Here is a 19,209-nt window from a genome sequence, read left to right on the forward strand (position 1 = left end):
GGTGATGAAAGGAATGGCGAGTGTTTTAGCCGGAATGCTGATCTGCGCGAGTGCGCAGGCCAGTATTGTGATGACCGGAAGCCGGATTATCTATCCGGCAGACAGCCGCGAAGTCAGCGTGCAATTGACCAACCGCGATGATTTCCCCGGCGTGGTTCAGGTCTGGCTGGACGAGGGCAACGCACAATCGGCCCCGCAAACGGCGACCGCGCCTTTTATCACCACGCCGCCAGTCTTCCGGCTGGCGGCCCATTCGGGGCAGACGGTTCGTCTGCGCTACGTCGGTAAACCGGTCGCTCAGGACAGGGAGTCCCTGTGGTGGTTCAATTTTGTGCAGATCCCACCGACGGAAAAAGGCGCGCAGCCAGATAACCAGCTCATGGTCCTGGTACGCAGTCGGGTAAAAGTGCTGATGCGTCCGAAGGATCTTGCGGGCTCACCGCTGGAAATGGCGCGTACCAGTCGCGTCTGGCTTCAGGACGGCAAACTGTTTTTGCGTAACCACAGCGGGTATTACCTTGCGCTCTCCTCCCTGGATGTCAGCGGTGCAGGGAAAAAACAGCGCATTTTAAGTCAAACTGTCGCTCCCTGGACAACGGTTTCATGGCCCGCGACAGTTAAGCAGGTGGGTGAAGCTCAGATGCGCTGGATTAACGATCAGGGCGCAACCTTAGCCGGGCGCGTGACGCCAGGGAACCCTGGCGATGTCAGCCATTAATCCGCACTGGTGGTGGCTGATTCTGCCCGGCGTCACGCCCGCTCTGGCTGGCGAATATACCTTTGATGAGGCTTTGTTGCTGGGCAGCGGCTACGAAAAAGGGCTGACGCAGTTCAACGATCAGGATGCGGTGGCCGCCGGACATTACAGCGTCGATATCTGGCTGAACGGGCAGTATGTTGCGCGCGATGACGTGCTGTTTCAGCCGGATGCCGACGGGCGTATAACGCCTTGCCTCCCGGTCAAATTCTGGGATGAGCAGGGGGTTATCGCAGCGGAAAACGCGCCGTCTGATGTCTGTCTTTCGCCTGAACTTCGCGTCAGCGGCGGAAAGTGGACGTTCGATCAGGGCTTGCTGCGCCTCAATCTGAGCGTGCCCCAGGCCTCGCTTAAGCGTACCCCGCAGGATTATGTCCCGCCCTCGCAATGGCAGAGCGGTGAGAGCGTGCTGTTTAGCAACTATAACCTGCACGTCTATCACAATAAGAACGGCGGCCAGCAGAGCGATTACGGCTGGCTCGGCCTCAGCAGCGGTTTTAACCTCGGCAGCTGGCAATTCCGCCAGCAGTCCTCTGCGAACTGGCGGCGCGATGACTACCGCGAAACGCAGCGCTGGGATGCGCTGCAAACCTGGCTCCAGCATCCGATCGCCAGACTGGAAAGCGTGCTGACCGTCGGGGAAAGCTACACGCCGGGTAATCTGCTCGGCAGTATGGCTTTTACCGGCGTCAAGCTGGAAACCGATCAGCGGATGTGGCCCCAGTCGCGGCGCGGCTACGCCCCTGAAGTGCGCGGTACGGCGTCAACGCCGTCGCGGGTGGTGGTCAAACAAAATGGCCGTACGCTGTATGAAACCAGCGTGCCTCAAGGGCCATTTGTGCTCGACGATTTGCCGAATACCGCCTGGGACGGCGATCTACAGGTTGAAATCACCGGCGCAGACGGCAAAAAGAGCGGCTACACGGTGCCCTACGCCAGCGTGCCGTTGTCGCTGCGCCCCGGCGTCTGGCGCTATGGTCTGGTCGCGGGCAAAACCCGGGACTACAGCGCCGCCGACGGTCTGTTCGCCGACTTCACGCTGGAGCGTGGAATGAGCAATCTGCTGACCGCGAACAGCGCGGTGCGGATTGGCGAAGATTACCAGGCGCTGCTGATCGGCGGCGTGCTGGCGACCACACTCGGCGCTTTTGGCGTTGATCTCACCGGATCACGGGCGCGGATTGCGTCTCAGTCCCTGAGCGGCTGGCGTCTGCAAACCAACTGGAGCAAGACCTTCAGTCCGACCGGCACCCACGTGGCGCTGGCGGGATATCGCTATTCGACCGAGGGCTACCGTGATTACGGCGATGTACTGGGCGAACGAAGCGTCATTGGGGGGGATAAGGAGTGGCGCTCGGACACCCTGCGCCAGCGCAACCAGTTTACCGCTACCCTGAACCAGACGCTGGGCGGCTACGGCAATCTGTGGATCTCTGGCTCGATGATGGATTATTACGGTGGCCGTGGAAACAGTAACCAGCTGCAGGCCGGTTACAACACCACCATTGGCCGCGTGACGCTTGGCATCTCTTTCAGTCGGCAGGACACCTGGTGGCGCAGTGGGGAGAGTACCCAGGCGCAAAAAGAGAATGTGGCGACGCTGACGCTCTCGGTACCGCTCAGCTTTGGCGAACGCGAGCACACGCTGGCACTGTCTGCGAGTCAGGCCCGGCAGGCCGGGCGCAATGCGCAGGTGGCGATCTCCGGCGCACTCGACCGCGATGAAACCCTCAACTATGCGCTCTCCACGGGCTGGCAGCAGGGGCAGGGTGAGGCCAGCGATGTGACCGACTGGAGCGGATCGCTACAGAAAAACACCGCCTTCGGCACGCTGAACGGCAGCGTGTCGCAGGCGCAAAACTATCAGCAGTGGACCGCAGGCGTGCGTGGAGCGGTCGTCGTGCATCGTCACGGCGTTGTCGCGGGTCCGTGGGTGGGCGACACCTTTGCCCTGGTGGAAGCGCCCGGCGCGCAAGGGGCCAGAGTCGGCGGTGGGCAGGGCGCGACGGTCAACAGCGGGGGTTACGCTCTGGTCCCGTCTTTAACGCCTTATCGCTATAACAACGTCACCCTCGATGGCAGCGCAATGAACACCAGCGCGGAGCTCCAGGAGAGCCAGCGCCGGATCGCGCCGATGGCCGGAGCCGCCGTCAAACTGCGCTTTGCGACTCTCTCGGGGTACCCGTTACTCATTACGGTAAGTGACAACGTCACGTTTCCGGTAGGGGCATCGGTGCTCGACGAACGCGGTCGCGTCGTGGGGATGGTTGCTCAGGGAAATCAGGTCTATGCCCGCGTAGAAGACGAGCAGGGGCGACTGACGATCGACGGGAGCGACTGCTCGCTGCCGTGGAAACTTAACGAACAACAACGCGCAGAGCCTCTGATTGCATTGACGCTGGCCTGCGCCGTGAAAGGACGATCATGAGACGATTTCTCCTGCTGTTGGCCCTGCTTTCCCCGGGCGTGCAGGCCGCCTGCGAATACATTATCTATCCCTACAAAGCAGGAAGCAGCGGCGCGCAGGGAACGCACCGGCTGAGCGATGCATCGGACGGCATCGCCAATGACTGGCGATCCGGCGGCGGAAATGATGCCTGGAACGGGCTGCTGCCGGGGCTGAGTAAGTCTGTCGACGTGACCAGCAATAACAGTTTCCAGCCCGCGGGGACGATCCTCACTTCCGGCGGCGGAATTCCGTTCACCACCTACGCCCATAAAGGCGGCGGGTATGATCCCGAACAGGTCTTTTTCCGCTGTACGCCAGATACCGCAGGGCAGTTGTATGAAGCCTGGTCCACCAACGGCGATGATGCCTACGCGGGCTGGTATGAAGCCACGGATGTGCCGGGCGCCAGGCTGACGGTCATGAAAAATGTGGCGCTGCGTCTGACCCACGACGCAACGGGAAGCGTGTTCACCGACAGCTGGCAGCAGCGACCGATGGAAAATCTGGATCGCGACACCAACGGCAATTTCCTGATTAAGGCCAAGAATTTCTCGACGATCAGCGCGGAGCTGATCAAAACCCTGGATACGCGCTATTACGCCAACCAGGCACAGTCCGCCAGCTACAACAGCTATGTGAATCCCAATGCTTACGTGGTATTTCGCGGGCCGGGGACGTTATCCTGGGATATTAAGGTCGGGCAGCCGCATCGCGGCGGTAACTGGGCGGGGTGGGCCAACGACTGGCCGTCGGTGATTAGCCTTTACGGGAACGGGATCACCGTTAAACGAGCGGCGATGTGCCAGGTGACAGACTTCACCCCGGTGGTGCATCTGCCGGTTATCTCGGTGGCGCAGCTGAAACGCGGAGAGTACTCCTCCGCGCCGTTCCAGATTGGCTTCGCCTGCGAATCGACAGTGGTGTCGGGCGTGGCGACGGGAAAAAGCAACGTGGCGATGGGGTTACTCGCCCCGGAAAGCAGCGTCAACAGCGCCTGGGGTTTTAACCTGATCACCGGTAAAACTGTGACCTGGCTACTCGATGCGCAATACGGCGCGCCCGGACATGCCCGCGGCGTGGGCGTGCAGGTGTATCGGGCCGGAAATTCGGTGAACTTTATGGCGGTGACCACACCCGGCAGCGGCACGGAAGGCGGCTGGATGCCGGTTATTGGCAGCAATACGCAGCAGAACGGCAGCCAGGACGGCGTGAACTATTACAGCGAAACCTTCGAGGCGCGTCTGGCGAGCTTTGGGGCGGATACCTTAACGGCGGGGAGTTATCAGTCACATGTCCAGGTTTTACTGCGTATTCAGTAGCTTCTTGCTGCTGGCGTTCAGCGTCCAGGCCGCGGTCAATATCAGCACCACCCGCATCGTCTTTAACCATGGCGAGACGCAGCGCACGGTGATGCTGGTGAATGACGGTGATTATCCGGTGGTGGTGCAGAGCTGGGTGGATGACGGAGTGCCAGATAAGGGGCCATCCCAGGCCAGTGCGCCTTTTGTGGTGCTGCCTCCGGTCCTGAAAATTCAGCCGGGTGAGCAACGAGAACTGCGGATCATGACCACGGGAAAGGGCCTGGCTCAGGATTGTGAGTCCCTGTTTTGGCTCAACGTTTATCAAATTCCACCGGAGATGAAGAACGCGCCAACTGGTGAAAAAGTGCGCCTTACGCTAAGAAATCAGCTTAAAGTCCTATGGCGACCGAAAAATACAGGCGTGTTGACTGAAAAATCCATCAATCTTCTGAGTTTTCGCTATGAAGGCGGCATGATTCATGCTGTAAATGATAGTTCCTGGAACATAACTCTGGCTGAGGTTTCATTCGGAGACTATTCCACAGGTGGAATAGTGGTTTTACCGCATTCACGGAGCATGATTTTTAATTCTGTACCTCCTGAAAGACGGAATAATACGATAAACTTTGTGGTGATTAACGATGAAGGAAATCGTTGGGGATTTTCAGCTATCGTGAATTAACCAGGAATGAACTTACTACAGCTAAATTGACAAAAATCCACATTCAGGGATCAAGATGGCAAAAGTTTTTTTGCTCAACGGCACTGTCATATTCAGTCCGGAGCGAAACGTCTTACACGTAAAATCCGATGAAACGAAACGCATTGCGTTAAGTAATCCGGCAACACGTTGTTTATGCCTGTTAATTCAGCAACAGGGCCAGGTCATTGAGCGCGATTATTTTTTTGAACACGTCTGGTTTATTAATGGGGCGCAGGTCACAAATAATACCTTCTATCAAAACATCTCCTTGCTGCGGCGCGCGTTTAAAGAGCTTGGTCTCAATGAAGAGCTGATCGTCACCGTGCCGAAAGTCGGGATCCGCCTGGAGCGACAGCTGGATGTAGTTGAGCAGGAGGCCGAAGAGCCTCGCAGCGAAAAGCCGTTGGCTGAGCCTGTTTCAGCGATGGAAGCCGCGCCGATTGCGCCGCGCAGGCGTTTGCTGTGGTGGGTATTGGCCGCAGCGGTGAGCTGCATTGTGGCCGCGATCGTCACCTGGCAGACACAGTTCGATTCGAGGCTGAGCCGCTATGAGCCCCTGAGCGTGGTGAAGGGGTGTCACTGGTATGGGAATCAGGACGTGCTGAATTTTGATAAGCATCAGCAATTTATAAAGGCAAGCCAGCTCGACTGTCACAGTTATCCGTGGATTTATCTCACGATGTATCCCAATTTTCCGCGCATCTCGGCATTAACCTGTCGCCAGCAATATAGTCGCTGGCGTGATAATGACTGCGTAACACATTATTATTTCACGGAGTCCAGAAATGTGGGTGCGTAATATTAAATGGGTGATTTTCATCGTTATCGCCGTAATCTTGACAATTGTTGGGATGTTAATGTTCGAGAACTGGCAGCGATCGCATTTCAATTGTTCCGGGGAAATGGTCATGGAGTATCCGGATATTCGCGGCGATATTTCCGTCAGATACGTTTTCAACGGTAGCCGCGGAGTCGCTATTTTGCGCGGACAAATTACCGATAGTCATGCCGAGACGATGCCAATTAATCAGAACGTCTGGTTTACCTTCACCCGCAAAGATGACGATTACTTCCTCGAATCAGAAAACGTCGCGTCCAGTGAGGGTGGGGCGACGATAAACCCTTTACTCCTCAGGACGCTGCCCGATTTTTACCTGAAGGCAAAAGAACCGTTCTATTTCAGCATACTGCGGCTCAACAGCAGCACATGGCAGTTCTATACCAGCCGGTCGCCGTCGGTGTTTTGTCGGCAGTAGGTCACACCTCCGCCGGGCAACTGACATAACATGTCAGTTGCCCGTGATTTACTCACGTCGATTAATCTTCCACGCAAAAATATTGCTTAAGTCTCTGTCAGATATGCCGTTAATATATAGAACGGTTAAAAAGGAGCGGAAATAGTGAAGCGACAATGGGAAAAACTGGAAACCTTTCTGCACAACACCAACCCAGCTTTATTGGCTGACCTTGCGCCACCGGCAACGGATGCAGAGATAGCCGTCTTAGAGCACGGGCTGGGTATCAGCTTGCCCCCTGATTTTGTATTTTGCCTGAAAATTCACAATGGCCAACGAGTCAATAGCACCGGTTTATTTGATGAGTCAGAGTTCCTGTCTACCTCGCGTATTTTGCAGGAGTGGACGATCTGGAAAGAGCTGCTTGATGCTGGTGATTTTGATGGCGTCGAGTCGACACCACAGAGTGGGATTCAACCTGTCTGGTGGAGCCCCAAATGGATACCTTTCACTTACAACGGGGCAGGTGACCATCTCTGTCTCGATCTTGATCCCGCGCAAAACGGCTCACAAGGCCAGATTATCACGCTCTGGCATGACGACGATGCACGCGAGAGACAGGCGGACAGTTTTACACAGTGGTTCACAGCGTTTGTGGAAAAATTGTAGATATTCGGCTGGAGGATAAATGGATTTAACATACGAAGAATGTAAACAGCAGCGTTTGAAAAAACTTTTTGACGATTGCCAGCAACAAGTATTGTCACAAATTATCGGGCCTTTTGGGCTTTCGACAGCTATGTTTGAAGACCGCAATGGCGGCAATGTAACTACTCTGCACAACTTCGAGCGCGAAGAAGCTGATTATATCGCTGATAAAGACAAAGCGAGCCATGCAAAATCACTGCAGGATTATCAGCGTAAGGAATATGAAAGCAAAGACTTTACGCAAAAAAGCCAACGTCTCCGTGCAGAGGGTGTTGATGGTTATACTGGCAAATCAATGGATGCCAGCGATATGGATCTTGACCATGTCACTTCACTTAACACACTGTCGAAAAATAAAAAAGTCCATCTTGCGCTTGAAACCGGGGACGGTGTCGAAAAAGTCGTGAAAATGGCGAATGCCGACGAAAACCTGGTCACTACACATAAATCAATAAATCGCTCTAAAGGCGCTGGTGAGTTGGACACCTTCGCTGATAAAAATGGTGAACGATTTGAATTAGATCCTGAGCGTGTGGCTGAAGCCAAGAAACGATCTGATGATCATATATCTAAAACACTCAACTCAGCGCTAATGAAAAAGCAGGGCAAAGAAATATTACAAACGGGCGGTAAGCAGGCATTGCAAATGGGAATGCGGCAAGCGCTTGGTCTTCTGCTCACCGAGTTGATTAATGGTCTATTTAATGAATTTAAAGTTCTTATTCAGCACGGCGTCAAACTAGGCAAGACGCTGTTTGAAGAGATCCGACAGCGCTTGATGCGGGTCATCGCTTCCGTCATCAAAAAAATTCCTGATGCAGTAGGGCAAATGTTTCAGGGCGGAGTGAGTGGTTTTATGAGTAATTTGCTCACTTTTTTGCTGAACAATTTTCTTTCAACAGCGAAGCGTTTTGTGACCATGATCCGTGAAGGGATGCTGGGGCTTTTCCGTGCATTTAAAATGATCTTCTTTCCGCCGAAACATATGACGGCACAACAGGCGTTACAGGAAGGGCTGAAAATTCTCGCAACAGTCATTGTGACGTCGGTTGGGATGCTATTAAATGAAAGCATCGCCACATTTATGGCTACCGTACCGTTCCTGAAACCTTTTGCAGATATGTTAACACCCGTACTTCTCGGGATTGCCACTGGGTTGCTTTCCGCATTTCTTGCCTATCAGATTGATACCTTTTTTGATCGCTCACGCTTTTCCTTAAGTGAAAAGTATATGGATGAAATGCTCACCCATAGTAAGCGGCGAGAAGAGTTTGCTAGTGAGCTGGTGACGCTGTCAGAAAGTTCACTAGGCAATATTGAGAATTACTCGAACGCAATCACCCAGTATCAAGCTATCGGCTCAAACCTCGCTACTGCTTCTATTTCGACCACTGCAACGCTGGCAAGCCTCGAGCGAACAAATAAAGAGACGGCAGTGCAAGTGGCCAGGAGCACGGCTTTAATTTCGTTTATTAATGAAAGTCAGTCTGAAATTGACGATTTTCTGAAAAGTCTTTGAGAACAATATGATGAATCAATTAAATAAACAGGAGCTTCAGGTCATTCAGGCCTTTTCATCTGTGAGTCTGCCGGAAAAAATCTTTAGCGACAGCAATATCAAAGCGTTGATTAAAGGAATGACAGAAGCGCAAGCATCAGTTCAGAAGAATGCAAAGAATCTGGAAAGCGTGCGAAAAGAACAGAAAGACGGCAACTTCATCACTAACTGGTGGAACGATCGCGATGATTTGCTGCAGGATGCGCAAATTGATCTAAATAAATCGATTGGTCTCCTGACGCAAAAATCATCCCAGTTGCTTATTGTTAATACGGCGATTTCCAAGCTGCTGAACCAGCAACAACAGACCTTATTGAATCAACAAACAATTTTGGAAGGCCAGACACGATCTCTTGGAGAGCAAAATCAACAGATACTGAAGCAACAGCTGTTGCTTGAAGAACAGCAAAAAGAGATCAACAAGGCCAATCAGGGATTGATGGATGCCAAAGGGATTACACAAGAACAAGCTAAGCAGCTAGTCGGTTGCGTAAAACGGGTCACGGAGGCGGAAAATAAAATTGGAGCGGCGAATGCTTTGTTGCTGGCCGATATCGAGCAGCGAGTGGCGAACTGCGAGGCCGATTTTGCCCGGCAATTGCAAAACGGGCTAGAAGAGCAGGGAAGGGTTCATTCAATTCTGGAGAAAACTGTAACAGCCAGCCATGCCGTTCTGCAGGCCAGTATTGAGGAAAAGCAGCAATCCTTGTCGCAAGAACAACAACAATTTCATCAGAAACTACTGACCGAACTTGAGCTAAGCCGTTCATCGTTGTTAGATTTGATAACGACGGTCACAAACCAGAGTGACGCATTCCAAGCTGATGTAAACCGCAGCATAGCGGAACATGCTGAACGCCAAACTAGCACCGATGCCATTGTCGAAGCATTGCATATGCAATTTCGACAATCACGAGGCCGTCACCGTTTAGCGATGGTCGCGATTGCTTGTATTGCTGGGCTATCGATTGGCTGGCAGATTGTTCAGCATTATTCTTTGCTCTGATAGTGAATCGGTAAAACAGGCGGCACACATCTCGGTGCCGCAAATCTAGTGCTTTACGGAAGAGGATGCCTAGGTTTATTGGTGGAAAGAAGTTTGAGGGATACTTCGTGAATTGCATTTAACTTATGGGTTCGTGAGAAATCTCTATTTCCTGTTTACATTGGTAAACGTTGTTCAGGGTAGGAAGCCTGGTATCGCTCCGGTAAGTCGCCGCTACATATCGAGGGTCATGTGGCTAAGAATTTAACAAGGTTTTTTTATGGAGGGTAATGGTGTTATGACGGTTTCTGTAATTCCGCAGTACAAACCTTTAATCGCAGAATTTAAAGACATCGATAAACTTTCCTCTTCGGACTTTGAAATTTTCGTTCGCGATTTGTTTGTCGCATCGGGATGGACCGATGCCGAAATTACTCAGACAGGCAAAACGTTCAAACACGGTGATGGTGGGGTCGATATTTTCGCTTGGAAAGGAAAGCGAAAGTTTGCCATTGAGGTGAAACAGCGCCAACTGGGCACGACAGTAGATGTGAAGGCTCTTAATCAACTAGTTACCGGCGCCACGCTGGCAAATGTTACCTATAAAATTTTAGTTACCAACTCCTGGTTTACCTCTGAAGTGAAGGCGCGGGCGTTACGACTCGGCGTCGAGTTGATAGACCGGGATGAGTTGCAAAATCTGTGGGTCATTAAGCATTCCGAGATTGGCCGTGACATTAAGCCTCGAACTTATCAGCAGGACGTGATTAACGAAGCCCTTGCACTTCATGCGGCAGGAAAGTCGAAACTGCTGATTGAAATGGCGACGGGATTAGGCAAAACCTATACCGCTGCCCACTTAATTAAGCGCTTAATCCAACACAATAGCCGCAGGCCAAGAGTGTTATTTCTGGCACATCAGGTCGAGATTTTATTGCAATCTGTTACCGCATTTAAAAACGTTTTGGGTATTGGTAACTACAGTTTTTCTGCCTGTTTCGGCGGCACACATCCCGAAGAGACTGATTTCGTCTTTGCGTCATTTGATACGCTCTATAGCAAACTCGATGAGCTATCTGCAGGAGCATTTGATTACGTCATTGTCGATGAAGCCCACCATACGCTGGCAAAAACCTATTCTGCGGTGGTGTCGCTTTTCCAGCCGCAACTCCTGATTGGCCTAACCGCGACCCCCTACCGGACGGATAATCGCGATGTAGTGAGTTTCTTTGGTGGCGCCGATGGGCATATCGGTAAATTCGATCTGGTTTGGGCACTCAAAAACAAAAAACTGGCATTCCCCAAATATCTTGTCCTGCTTGACGATCTGGATCAGGATAAGATCGACCAGCTTGAGAGCGGTCTTTCTCTATCCGATATCGATAAACTGCTTTTTTTGCATAAAAAAGATCATGAGATTGTCCGCCTCATCAACAAAACAGTGACCGAGCAGGGGATAGAAGACGTAAAAGGGATCATCTTTTGCCGAAATATCCAGCATATGAATCATCTTATTGCGTTCTTTGAGCCCGGCACGGCCACCCTTGTGCACTCAAAAATGTATGATCAGGAACGACGAGAAAATATTCGATTGTTCAGGGAAGGGGATTATAAATACATTTTGGTTTGCGACCTGTTCAATGAAGGTATTGATATTCCAGAAACCAACCTTTTGATCTTTATGCGTTATACAGGGTCACGTACAATCTGGTTACAGCAGTTAGGGCGTGGGTTGCGCAAAACGCCAAATAAAGAGTTTGTGCATGTCTTAGATTTTGTTGGATCCCTTGAGCGGTTGAATGAGATTAAGGGCCTAGCAAAAGAGATTGAACAACAGCCAAGGTATCACGACAGCACTATTGATAATCCGGAGGAGATGGACGCGCCCGGGGTTTATCATGACACTTCGCTGGAGGTGCAATTCAGCGCAGAGGCGGCGAAAGTACTGGCTCTGCTGGAAGAGATGAAAATGCAGCTTAATAGCCGCGATGTACTGCTGGATAAGTTGCGCCGATATCGCGAAAAAAATGACGAGTTGCCCTCCATTGCAGAATTGGAACAAGAGTTAGATGACGTTAGCCTTGATCAAATTGCCACCCATTTCGGCTCTTATTTGAGCTACCTGACTGCCGCATTCAATGAAGACGTAGATATTCCTTCCATGCGTACGAGACTGATTGAATTTCTCGATACCTTTATCGGGGAGAACAATATGGCACCAAGTTTTTACACGATTTCACTGAATTTCGGCGTGAACCCGTTGTACGAATTCAGCGAAAAAGAGATTCAACAGCTTTTGCCAGATTACGACAACCTTGCCAGTGCCCGAATTAAAGTGACAGCCCCGCAGGACGTGAGTGATATGCCGGTGAAGGATGTGGAAGTTTGCCCGTGGATCGAAACGTACCGGGGACAGCCTTTGAACCTTGTCAGCTTTAAGCAATTACCGTCGGATGTGCAGGAACAGATTAAGAACAAATATCAATCGGCATTCGTGTTTCTCAAAAAGCTAAAAGACGCGCTTTAATATGAAAAAAATTGACATCGTTGCAGATCAACTTCAGCTCGACCGAGCTCTCAATAAACTCATCCATAACCTGGTCGAAGAAAGTCAGCTCACACTCGGAGAAACGCTCAGTGCCTGGGAGCTCTGTGAAAAACTCAGCATGCAGCAATTCATGGCATTGAAGAAAAATGTCTATTTTGCGGATTTGCTGCGAGCAGTAGAGATTTCGCTCCCCCTCGGGCAGACGCTTCGCGTAGATGGCGCGGAAATCAGGCCGGTTGAAACTGAGTTTGAGGAAAAGCCCGAGGTAGCGCGTGATGAACCGGTGATGGAATGCCTGCGGATTCCCGCCTTGTCCACCTCACTGGAGACGATTCAATTGCCTGAACGATTTATTAAATTAATCAAGCGATTGAAAAACATTCAACTGATAAACCCAGATTTTGTGCCTGGTGAAACCTTCGGAGAACTCATCACGTTGTCAGTCAACGAGCTGGCTGAACAGCCTGGCGTAGGTGTGCTGTATATTGATACTTTTAAAGAATTGCAACAGTTGGCTCAGTCAGCACCTGCCGTTGAGGCTATCGACACTGCTAATATGGGCATTGATTTCTCGAATGTGGATATCAGCCAGATGCGGTTGAGCCTTGCGGGCGTGGAAACCAAATATACTAAAGCGCTGGAAAAATTTGGTCGCTATCTTAAAACGGAAGATATGGGCGAGATGTTGCAGGCTATTCTGCATGCCGAATATGAGCAATTAGTAGCCATCCCGAAATGGGGAAAAGGAAGTATCACACAGTTATTGGCATTCAGAGACAGGTTACGGGAAGAGATCATCGCCATTCAGAATGGTGACATTGACTACCTGGCACTTGAATCCGTCTTGATCGTTCCAAAACGGCTTATAAACTGCCCATTGAATAAACTTGAAGCCGTTTTACTGGAAGATATCGAATCTTACTTCGATAAAAGCAGTGAAATGAAGGTCGATATTGCCCAACGCCGCTGGGGGTTCGTCGAAGAGAAAAAGACCCTCGAAGAGATCGGGGCCGATTACGTCGTATCGAGAGAGCGCATTCGCCAGATTCAGGCCGATATAAGACAAGAATTTCTTGGGCATATGCGGGTCAGTCAACCATTGGTTTGGGAGGCACTGGAGCCTGAGATATCGCCGGATCTTAGTGTGAAAATGCAGACGCTTTTTTCCTGTTTCTCCTCTGAACGTGACTTCTTCGAATTTCTGGATATGGTGTCAGGGCAGACAGAGCTTATTGCTCATGTCTATCCCGAGATTGATAAAGCGATCCTGAATACCTACTTTGCCGAGAATGGCGCACCAATCCACCTTGACGACATCCGGGAGTTTATTCCCTCCGTCTGCAGCATCGAAATACCCTACGTTGACAATGCAATTCGTCATCTTGCGCAACAAGGCGTCATCCAGCTTAAAGATGAGAACGTCTACCCCCTGCAACTGAAGAAAGCTGAAGCCAGCGCCTGCGTGCTGATTAAACACGAAAAAGGTCTGCCCTGGCTGGATATTGCGAAATTAATCAATGGGAATAATTATTCGCGCAGCCCTGTTTACGAGGACCGTCTGGATCACGAAGCGTTTAACCAGCCTGAATATATCTACCTGTCCGGCAAGGGTACCTACAAGCACACCTGTTTTATCGATGTCGATGCGGCGCGGATAGATGACATTTTTCTGGAAATGATGGAATACGCCGAGAAAAATTCCCGTCCGGTGTTCCACCTGAATGAGTTTTACCAAGCCTCGCGCAATCTGAAAAAGCATGATTACTATGTCGTTCGCCATTTTGTGAAACATTTCGGCGAGGATTACGGTTTTTACTTCGACGGAAAATCTCAGGCGGATTCGATCGGGCTGGAGAAAGGCTTTAAGAACATCACGCAAAAGGACGTAATTGTCGAAGCGATGAACAACAGTGATAAACCACTAACGAAACCTGAAATTGCCAACTTGCTGAAGAGTAAAAGCCTAGCACATGCGTCGTTTTATCTGGATGACCTGATTGAGCGGGGAAGTGTTGTTCAGGTGGACCACATGCTCTACACCACACCTGCCTGCGCCTATAAAAATATCGTCATCGACGACTATGTCGCGGCCCTTCATGCATTGCTTCTGCATTTTGGAAAACCAGTAGAGCCCTCCATTTTTAAAGCACAACTGAACATGCAATTTGAGCGAAGCTACTCAAAATATTTCTATGCTTCTCTTGCCCGGTTAAATGCCAAAGCACAGGGCTGGCACCGTAAACATAGCCTATATTCGGCCACGGAGATTCCTTTTAGCAATATATCATCGGCAATGGACATGCTCTGCGATTCTGGGGCTCCCTTGCAGCAGAATATTAATGCCCTGCAGGCAAATATCGCCATTACACGTGAAACGGCTGCGATTGCCATTCAAAACTGGCGTACTGCACGATTTATGGCCAACGACTAACGGCTCATTCGGTTGCCGACTTGGGTCAGCATTTCAGCCAGATTACGAGCGCCTGCAGAGACCCGACTCTGGTGTCATGCCCGGTGTATTTCGCTGTACAGCCTGATTCGCACCGGATTGACAGTATCGCGTCGTTTTCGCCAGTACCGGAACTGCTATGGTGTATTTTCAGAGTGGAATAAAGGCTGACAACCGGGCTCGGCGCCACATTCATCTCGGTGGCGTCAGTCCGGAGGCCTTCGGACTGGCCTCGTAGTGAGGACAGGATATGTCTACTGTCGTGGATTCAGTCCATCAACGGCTAGGAAGTGTCTAGATTATCCGTGGCGATTCACTTTTCAAATTTTTCTCAGACCACTCTTATTTAACCGTCTTTAAGTACACCGCCAGAGGAGAGGTATGTCTCGAGATTCTTAACAAGGATTTTCCTCTTTTTGATAATCTGTTCCTGGGACCTCAGACAGCGCCAAAAGCCCTGAGAGTTAATGGTTACGAGGCAAAGGATATTATTTTCGAACATCCTAGCATGCTATCAATCACTCTCGTCAGTACCGGGAAGACGATGACTTTCTGGTCGAAACATCCGACAAAGAAATCTATATCTCGGGTGGAAGGCTCGTGAAGACCTGGCTGAACGTGGGGGGCAGGGAGACGATCCGTCAATTAACTTCCAGATTCTGAAGTTTTTAAAGCAGGTTGAGCAGTTTTCTTTAGTTAAACCAACGTATCTGCCTGAAATTCGTGAATTCGGTATCGCATCAAAATCATCAAGTCTTTATATGGTCACGGATGAGGTACAGGGAGAAACCTGGGATAAAATGGTGGTGCCCGATGATGAAAAAATCGACCTCATTGGTAAGTTCGTCGCCGCCGTTGAGCACTTGCACGGTCTGGGTGTTTCTCACGGGCATGGGGGAGGTATCTCAAAATTCACAACATGCTGATTTCTTGGCCGCATGAGTAAACCATGAAGTAATAGACCCATGAAGGAAATTTAACATAATATACATTATGCGCACCAACCATAACCCAGACAGAATCCACCGGTTTGTGGTCATCCTTGTCCTGATTGCTAACAGCCTCAAAACTATCACCGGTACCGCTCCATATCGGCCGCAGGTCTACACTTTTGTCATCAAAGACGCGTCCTGGCTCGCCAGTAACAGAAACGCCTTTATCGCACCCTTCGTTTCACCATCACGGCTGATCATCAGCAGATTAGCCGTCATCTCCGAATCATTCAGACTGCGGTAAACCAGCCCAGGAATATTGACCTGCTGCAACGGCTCGGGAACCAGCGCCAGGCCGAGTCCGGCGGCGGCATGCGCCAGAACGCTGAGCGAACTGTCAGAACGATGCGCAATTCGAAGGTCATGTTTCAGTTTCTGGCTTAACATCAGGTACAGTTTTTCGTGAGTATCGTGCGCGTCGTAAAGGATCAACGGCTCTCCGGAGAGCATTTCTACCGTGAGCTGCGGGTGCTCGGCCAGCGGATGCTCGTCTGACAGCGCCACCAGAATTTTCCAGTCCCCTATCCTTTGCACCTGAATTCCGCCGGTCAGCGTTTTACTGTGATCCGGCGTGTAGCCGATATCCAGCTGTCCGGCGAGGATCGCCTCAACCTGCTGCTGGGCTGGCACCTCCTGCAGAATCATCTCGACGTCCGGATAGTGTTGACGAAAAAGCCTTAAATCACGCATCAGTTTGCCGCTAAAAATGGCGTTGCCTGCGAAGCCAATCCGCACCGTGCCGGTTTCCCCGCGCAGAGATCTTTCGACGGAACGACGAGCAAACTCAGCCTGTTCCAGCGTGCGCCGCGCCTCAGTCTCGAGCAGTTTTCCGGCCTCGGTCAGCTCGACGCTGCGGCTGGTTCGCAGGAATAATGCGCCCCCGAGCTCTTCCTCGAGCGCACGAATTTGCATACTGAGCGCAGGCTGCACGATATTTAAGGTCTGCGCTGCGCGGCCAAAGTGTTTCTCTTCCGCCACGGCCAGAAAATAGCGTAACTGGCGTAAATCCATCACTCTTCTCCAGTCATCATTAAAAATGATTAATCGGTCAATTTAATCTATTGGATGTTATCGAAGGCAGAGTGAATACTCCATACATCTTTCACGTACCGGAGCACGAAAATGGACAACAGAGTTGAAGACCATCTGCAGATTACCGACCTGATTAACGGCTGGATCCACCGGGATTTAAACGAATGGGATCAGCTGCGTTCGCTGTTTCACCCTGACGGCACCATCGAAGTCACCTGGTTTGAAGGGCTTTTTAGCGATTTTGTCAGCGGTTCGGAGCGTATGGGCGCGTCCGATATCCGCACTAAGCATCTGATGGGCAATCCGATTATCACCTTCAACGGCGACAAAGCGATTGTCGAAACCAACGCCATCATTATCGGTGAAAACGTCAAACTGAACGTGGGCTGTAACGGCCACAACCGTTTCTACGATCTGGTCGAGAAGCGAAATGGCGTCTGGAAGCTCTTCCATCGTCAGAGCATTTACGACATGGGCACTTTTACATTCCCGCTGGGACTGGTGGAAATCGACACGGCGACGGCCGAGAAATACCCGCGCGAATATGCCGCTCTGGCTTATGTGCTGGAAAAAAGCGGCTTCCCCGTGAAGCGTGTTTTTGCCACCCGCGGCAGTGAATTAGAGCGAAAAATGAAAGCCGATGGTCAGGCCTGGCTAAACGCCTGAACATAAATCATCTACACTTGCTGAAACCCGCAAACTGGAGATGCGCTGATGGCCGACTGGAACCCTTCTTTATATCTGCAATATGGCGCGGAACGCACCCGTCCCGCCGCCGAGTTGCTGGCAAGAGTAGCGCTGAACGAGGTGACAGATGTTCTGGATCTGGGCTGCGGCCCGGCGAACAGCACCGCGCTTTTGCATCAGCGCTGGCCATCGGCACGCTTTGTTGGCGTAGATAACTCCCCCGCGATGCTGGAACAGGCGCGGGTCGCCTTGCCTGAGTGTCAATTTATCGAAGCCAACATCCAAACTTATCGCCCACCGCATTCGGTCGATCTGGTCTATGCCAATGCGTCGCTCCAGTGGATCCCCGATCACTATGAGCTGCTACCACACCTGGTTTCCCTGCTCAAAATGAACGGCGTTTTAGCGATTCAAATGCCTGACAATCGCGACGAACCCTCGCACGTATTAATGCGGGAAGTGGCCTACGAGCAAGGTTTTCCGGACCGCAGCCGCGATCCGCTGCCCGGTGTTCACGCCTATTTTGATATTTTGACCGATGCGGGCTGTGAGGTGGATATCTGGCGCACCACCTACTATCACAAAATGAGTTCTCATCAGGCGATCGTTGACTGGGTGAGCGCGACAGGATTGCGCCCGTGGTTGCAAGAGCTGAGCGAACACGAGCAGCGGAACTATCTGGAACGCTATCATCAACTTCTGGAACAGCAGTATCCGTTACAGGAAAACGGACAGATACTGCTGGCCTTCCCGCGGCTGTTTATCGTTGCACGTCGCGAGCCGTAAGCGTCACTTAAAGCGAAACGCGGTAGCGGACGAAATCGTCCGCTGTAACAAACTTGTCGTAGAGTTTTCGCGCAGGGTTGTTTTGACGTGTCACCCAGTAGAGCATTGACCACCCTTCGCGTTTTCCCTCCGCCTGCAGCGCCTCAATCAGCGCCTTGCCGGCACCGCTCCCACGAACGGTTTCATCGACAAACAGATCTTCCAGGTAGCAGATCGGCGCGCTCGAAAATGTCCCTTCGTGAAGCACGCACATGGCAAACCCCACCACTTTTCCGTCGATTTCTGCCACCCGGCAAAGCAGCGCCGAATCTGAGTTCAGCGCCCTTTCCCACGTCGAGGCCGTCACGGACTCTTCGAGTTTACATTCATAAAACGCCGTGTAGCCATCCCACAGCGGTCGCCAGTCGGCATAATCTTCTTTATTTAACGCCCTGACCGAAACTGTCATTTTGTCTCCTCGCCGGTTAAATCCATGACCATGTTAAAACAGCGTAACTCCGCCTCGGCCATTCTGGAATAATGAATGCTCTCGCCAAGCGTCATAAAGCCTTGTTTCTCATAAAACGTCTGCGCATTGGGCGTCGAAGAGAGCGTCAATCGCGAAATGCCACGCTCGCGGGCATCGGCTTTAATCGCCGCGATGATCCGCCCTGCCAGCCCTTTTCCGGCCGCTTCGGGGACGGTGAAGATGGCTTCCACGCTGTTGGCTTCAAGGTCGAGATAGCCGCTTGCCAAGATCGCGCCCTTCTCATCTTCGATAACATAAAAAGGATTGTCGACGATCACCTGACGATAGCTTTCAGGCATCGCGTCCGGCGTCCAGCGGGCAATCACGTCCGTAGCGTAGCTGCTCTGACAGCCTGCGCGGATCGCCAGGTTACGAACATGCCAGAGCCTTTCGGCCTCTTCCGGTGCGGCCAGTCTTAAGGTCATATTTTCCTCGGCTATTCAGACACGACAGAATGTGATAATCATGAAAATAGCAGAAGGCAAACAAAAACATAACGACAAATAATGGA

Annotated in this window: 16 protein-coding genes and 2 pseudogenes; 14 read left to right on the forward strand and 4 right to left on the reverse strand. The window is 51.4% G+C overall.

Features of this window, described 5'->3' with window-relative positions; genetic code table 11:
• Positions 1 to 4 precede the first annotated feature (4 nt).
• The 11 genes from QQF33_RS01285 (at position 5) to QQF33_RS01335 (ending at position 14,675) form a co-directional block, all read left to right on the forward strand.
• Positions 5 to 718: a fimbrial biogenesis chaperone gene (locus QQF33_RS01285; RefSeq protein ID WP_285154264.1), complete on the forward strand. Its 714-nt coding sequence runs from the start codon at positions 5 to 7 to the stop codon at positions 716 to 718.
• Positions 705 to 3,185 carry a fimbria/pilus outer membrane usher protein gene (locus QQF33_RS01290; protein WP_285157246.1) on the forward strand — a complete coding sequence of 827 codons (2,481 nt, stop codon included), beginning with the start codon at positions 705 to 707 and terminating at the stop codon, positions 3,183 to 3,185. Before QQF33_RS01285 ends, QQF33_RS01290 begins: the two co-directional genes overlap by 14 nt.
• Entirely contained in the window at positions 3,182 to 4,525 is a 1,344-nt protein-coding gene (locus QQF33_RS01295) for a fimbrial protein (RefSeq protein ID WP_285157247.1), read from the forward strand. The genes QQF33_RS01290 and QQF33_RS01295 overlap by 4 nt, the downstream gene beginning before the upstream one ends.
• Entirely contained in the window at positions 4,497 to 5,189 is a 693-nt protein-coding gene (locus QQF33_RS01300) for a fimbrial biogenesis chaperone (RefSeq protein WP_285157248.1), read from the forward strand. Before QQF33_RS01295 ends, QQF33_RS01300 begins: the two co-directional genes overlap by 29 nt.
• Before the next feature lie 55 nt (positions 5,190 to 5,244).
• A complete protein-coding gene (locus tag QQF33_RS01305; RefSeq protein WP_285157249.1) occupies positions 5,245 to 6,009 on the forward strand; it encodes a winged helix-turn-helix domain-containing protein in 765 nt (254 codons plus the stop codon).
• Positions 5,996 to 6,466, forward strand: a complete 471-nt coding sequence (locus QQF33_RS01310) for a hypothetical protein (protein WP_285148792.1) — start codon at positions 5,996 to 5,998, stop codon at positions 6,464 to 6,466. Before QQF33_RS01305 ends, QQF33_RS01310 begins: the two co-directional genes overlap by 14 nt.
• A gap of 144 nt (positions 6,467 to 6,610) precedes the next feature.
• Entirely contained in the window at positions 6,611 to 7,114 is a 504-nt protein-coding gene (locus tag QQF33_RS01315) for an SMI1/KNR4 family protein (RefSeq protein ID WP_285157250.1), read from the forward strand.
• A gap of 19 nt (positions 7,115 to 7,133) precedes the next feature.
• Positions 7,134 to 8,672, forward strand: a complete 1,539-nt coding sequence (locus QQF33_RS01320) for a hypothetical protein (RefSeq protein WP_285157251.1) — start codon at positions 7,134 to 7,136, stop codon at positions 8,670 to 8,672.
• 10 nt (positions 8,673 to 8,682) lie between these two features.
• Positions 8,683 to 9,717 carry a hypothetical protein gene (locus QQF33_RS01325; protein WP_285157252.1) on the forward strand — a complete coding sequence of 345 codons (1,035 nt, stop codon included), beginning with the start codon at positions 8,683 to 8,685 and terminating at the stop codon, positions 9,715 to 9,717.
• 277 nt (positions 9,718 to 9,994) lie between these two features.
• Positions 9,995 to 12,223: a DEAD/DEAH box helicase family protein gene (locus QQF33_RS01330; protein ID WP_350319003.1), complete on the forward strand. Its 2,229-nt coding sequence runs from the start codon at positions 9,995 to 9,997 to the stop codon at positions 12,221 to 12,223.
• A 1-nt stretch (position 12,224) separates the two neighbouring features.
• A complete protein-coding gene (locus QQF33_RS01335; protein WP_285157254.1) occupies positions 12,225 to 14,675 on the forward strand; it encodes a sigma factor-like helix-turn-helix DNA-binding protein in 2,451 nt (816 codons plus the stop codon).
• Here QQF33_RS01335 and QQF33_RS01340 read toward each other — a convergent pair.
• Positions 14,675 to 14,868 (reverse strand): annotated as a pseudogene (locus tag QQF33_RS01340) (IS3 family transposase); the annotation flags it as partial. The gene QQF33_RS01335 and the pseudogene QQF33_RS01340 sit on opposite strands and share 1 nt — an antisense overlap.
• A gap of 332 nt (positions 14,869 to 15,200) precedes the next feature.
• Here QQF33_RS01340 and QQF33_RS01345 point away from each other — a divergent pair.
• A pseudogene (locus QQF33_RS01345) lies at positions 15,201 to 15,598 on the forward strand (hypothetical protein); the annotation flags it as partial.
• A gap of 198 nt (positions 15,599 to 15,796) precedes the next feature.
• Here QQF33_RS01345 and QQF33_RS01350 read toward each other — a convergent pair.
• Positions 15,797 to 16,696, reverse strand: coding sequence for a LysR substrate-binding domain-containing protein (locus QQF33_RS01350; RefSeq protein ID WP_285150500.1), 900 nt, complete (start codon positions 16,694 to 16,696; stop codon positions 15,797 to 15,799).
• A 111-nt stretch (positions 16,697 to 16,807) separates the two neighbouring features.
• Between QQF33_RS01350 and QQF33_RS01355 the strand changes: the two genes are divergently transcribed.
• Both QQF33_RS01355 and tam read left to right on the forward strand, forming a co-directional pair.
• Complete coding sequence (locus tag QQF33_RS01355; RefSeq protein ID WP_285150499.1) at positions 16,808 to 17,383, forward strand: nuclear transport factor 2 family protein; 576 nt, start codon at positions 16,808 to 16,810, stop codon at positions 17,381 to 17,383.
• A 48-nt stretch (positions 17,384 to 17,431) separates the two neighbouring features.
• A complete protein-coding gene (tam, locus tag QQF33_RS01360) occupies positions 17,432 to 18,190 on the forward strand; it encodes a trans-aconitate 2-methyltransferase (RefSeq protein ID WP_285150498.1) in 759 nt (252 codons plus the stop codon).
• Positions 18,191 to 18,197: 7 nt separating this feature from the next.
• On the opposite strand, the gene QQF33_RS01365 is transcribed toward tam, so the two are convergent.
• Complete coding sequence (locus QQF33_RS01365) at positions 18,198 to 18,638, reverse strand: GNAT family N-acetyltransferase (RefSeq protein ID WP_285150497.1); 441 nt, start codon at positions 18,636 to 18,638, stop codon at positions 18,198 to 18,200.
• Positions 18,635 to 19,123 carry a GNAT family N-acetyltransferase gene (locus QQF33_RS01370; RefSeq protein ID WP_285150496.1) on the reverse strand — a complete coding sequence of 163 codons (489 nt, stop codon included), beginning with the start codon at positions 19,121 to 19,123 and terminating at the stop codon, positions 18,635 to 18,637. The genes QQF33_RS01365 and QQF33_RS01370 overlap by 4 nt, the downstream gene beginning before the upstream one ends.
• Positions 19,124 to 19,209: the final 86 nt, after the last annotated feature.

This window comes from Lelliottia wanjuensis (assembly GCF_030238365.1).
GTDB classification, from domain to species: Bacteria; Pseudomonadota; Gammaproteobacteria; order Enterobacterales; family Enterobacteriaceae; genus Enterobacter; species Enterobacter wanjuensis.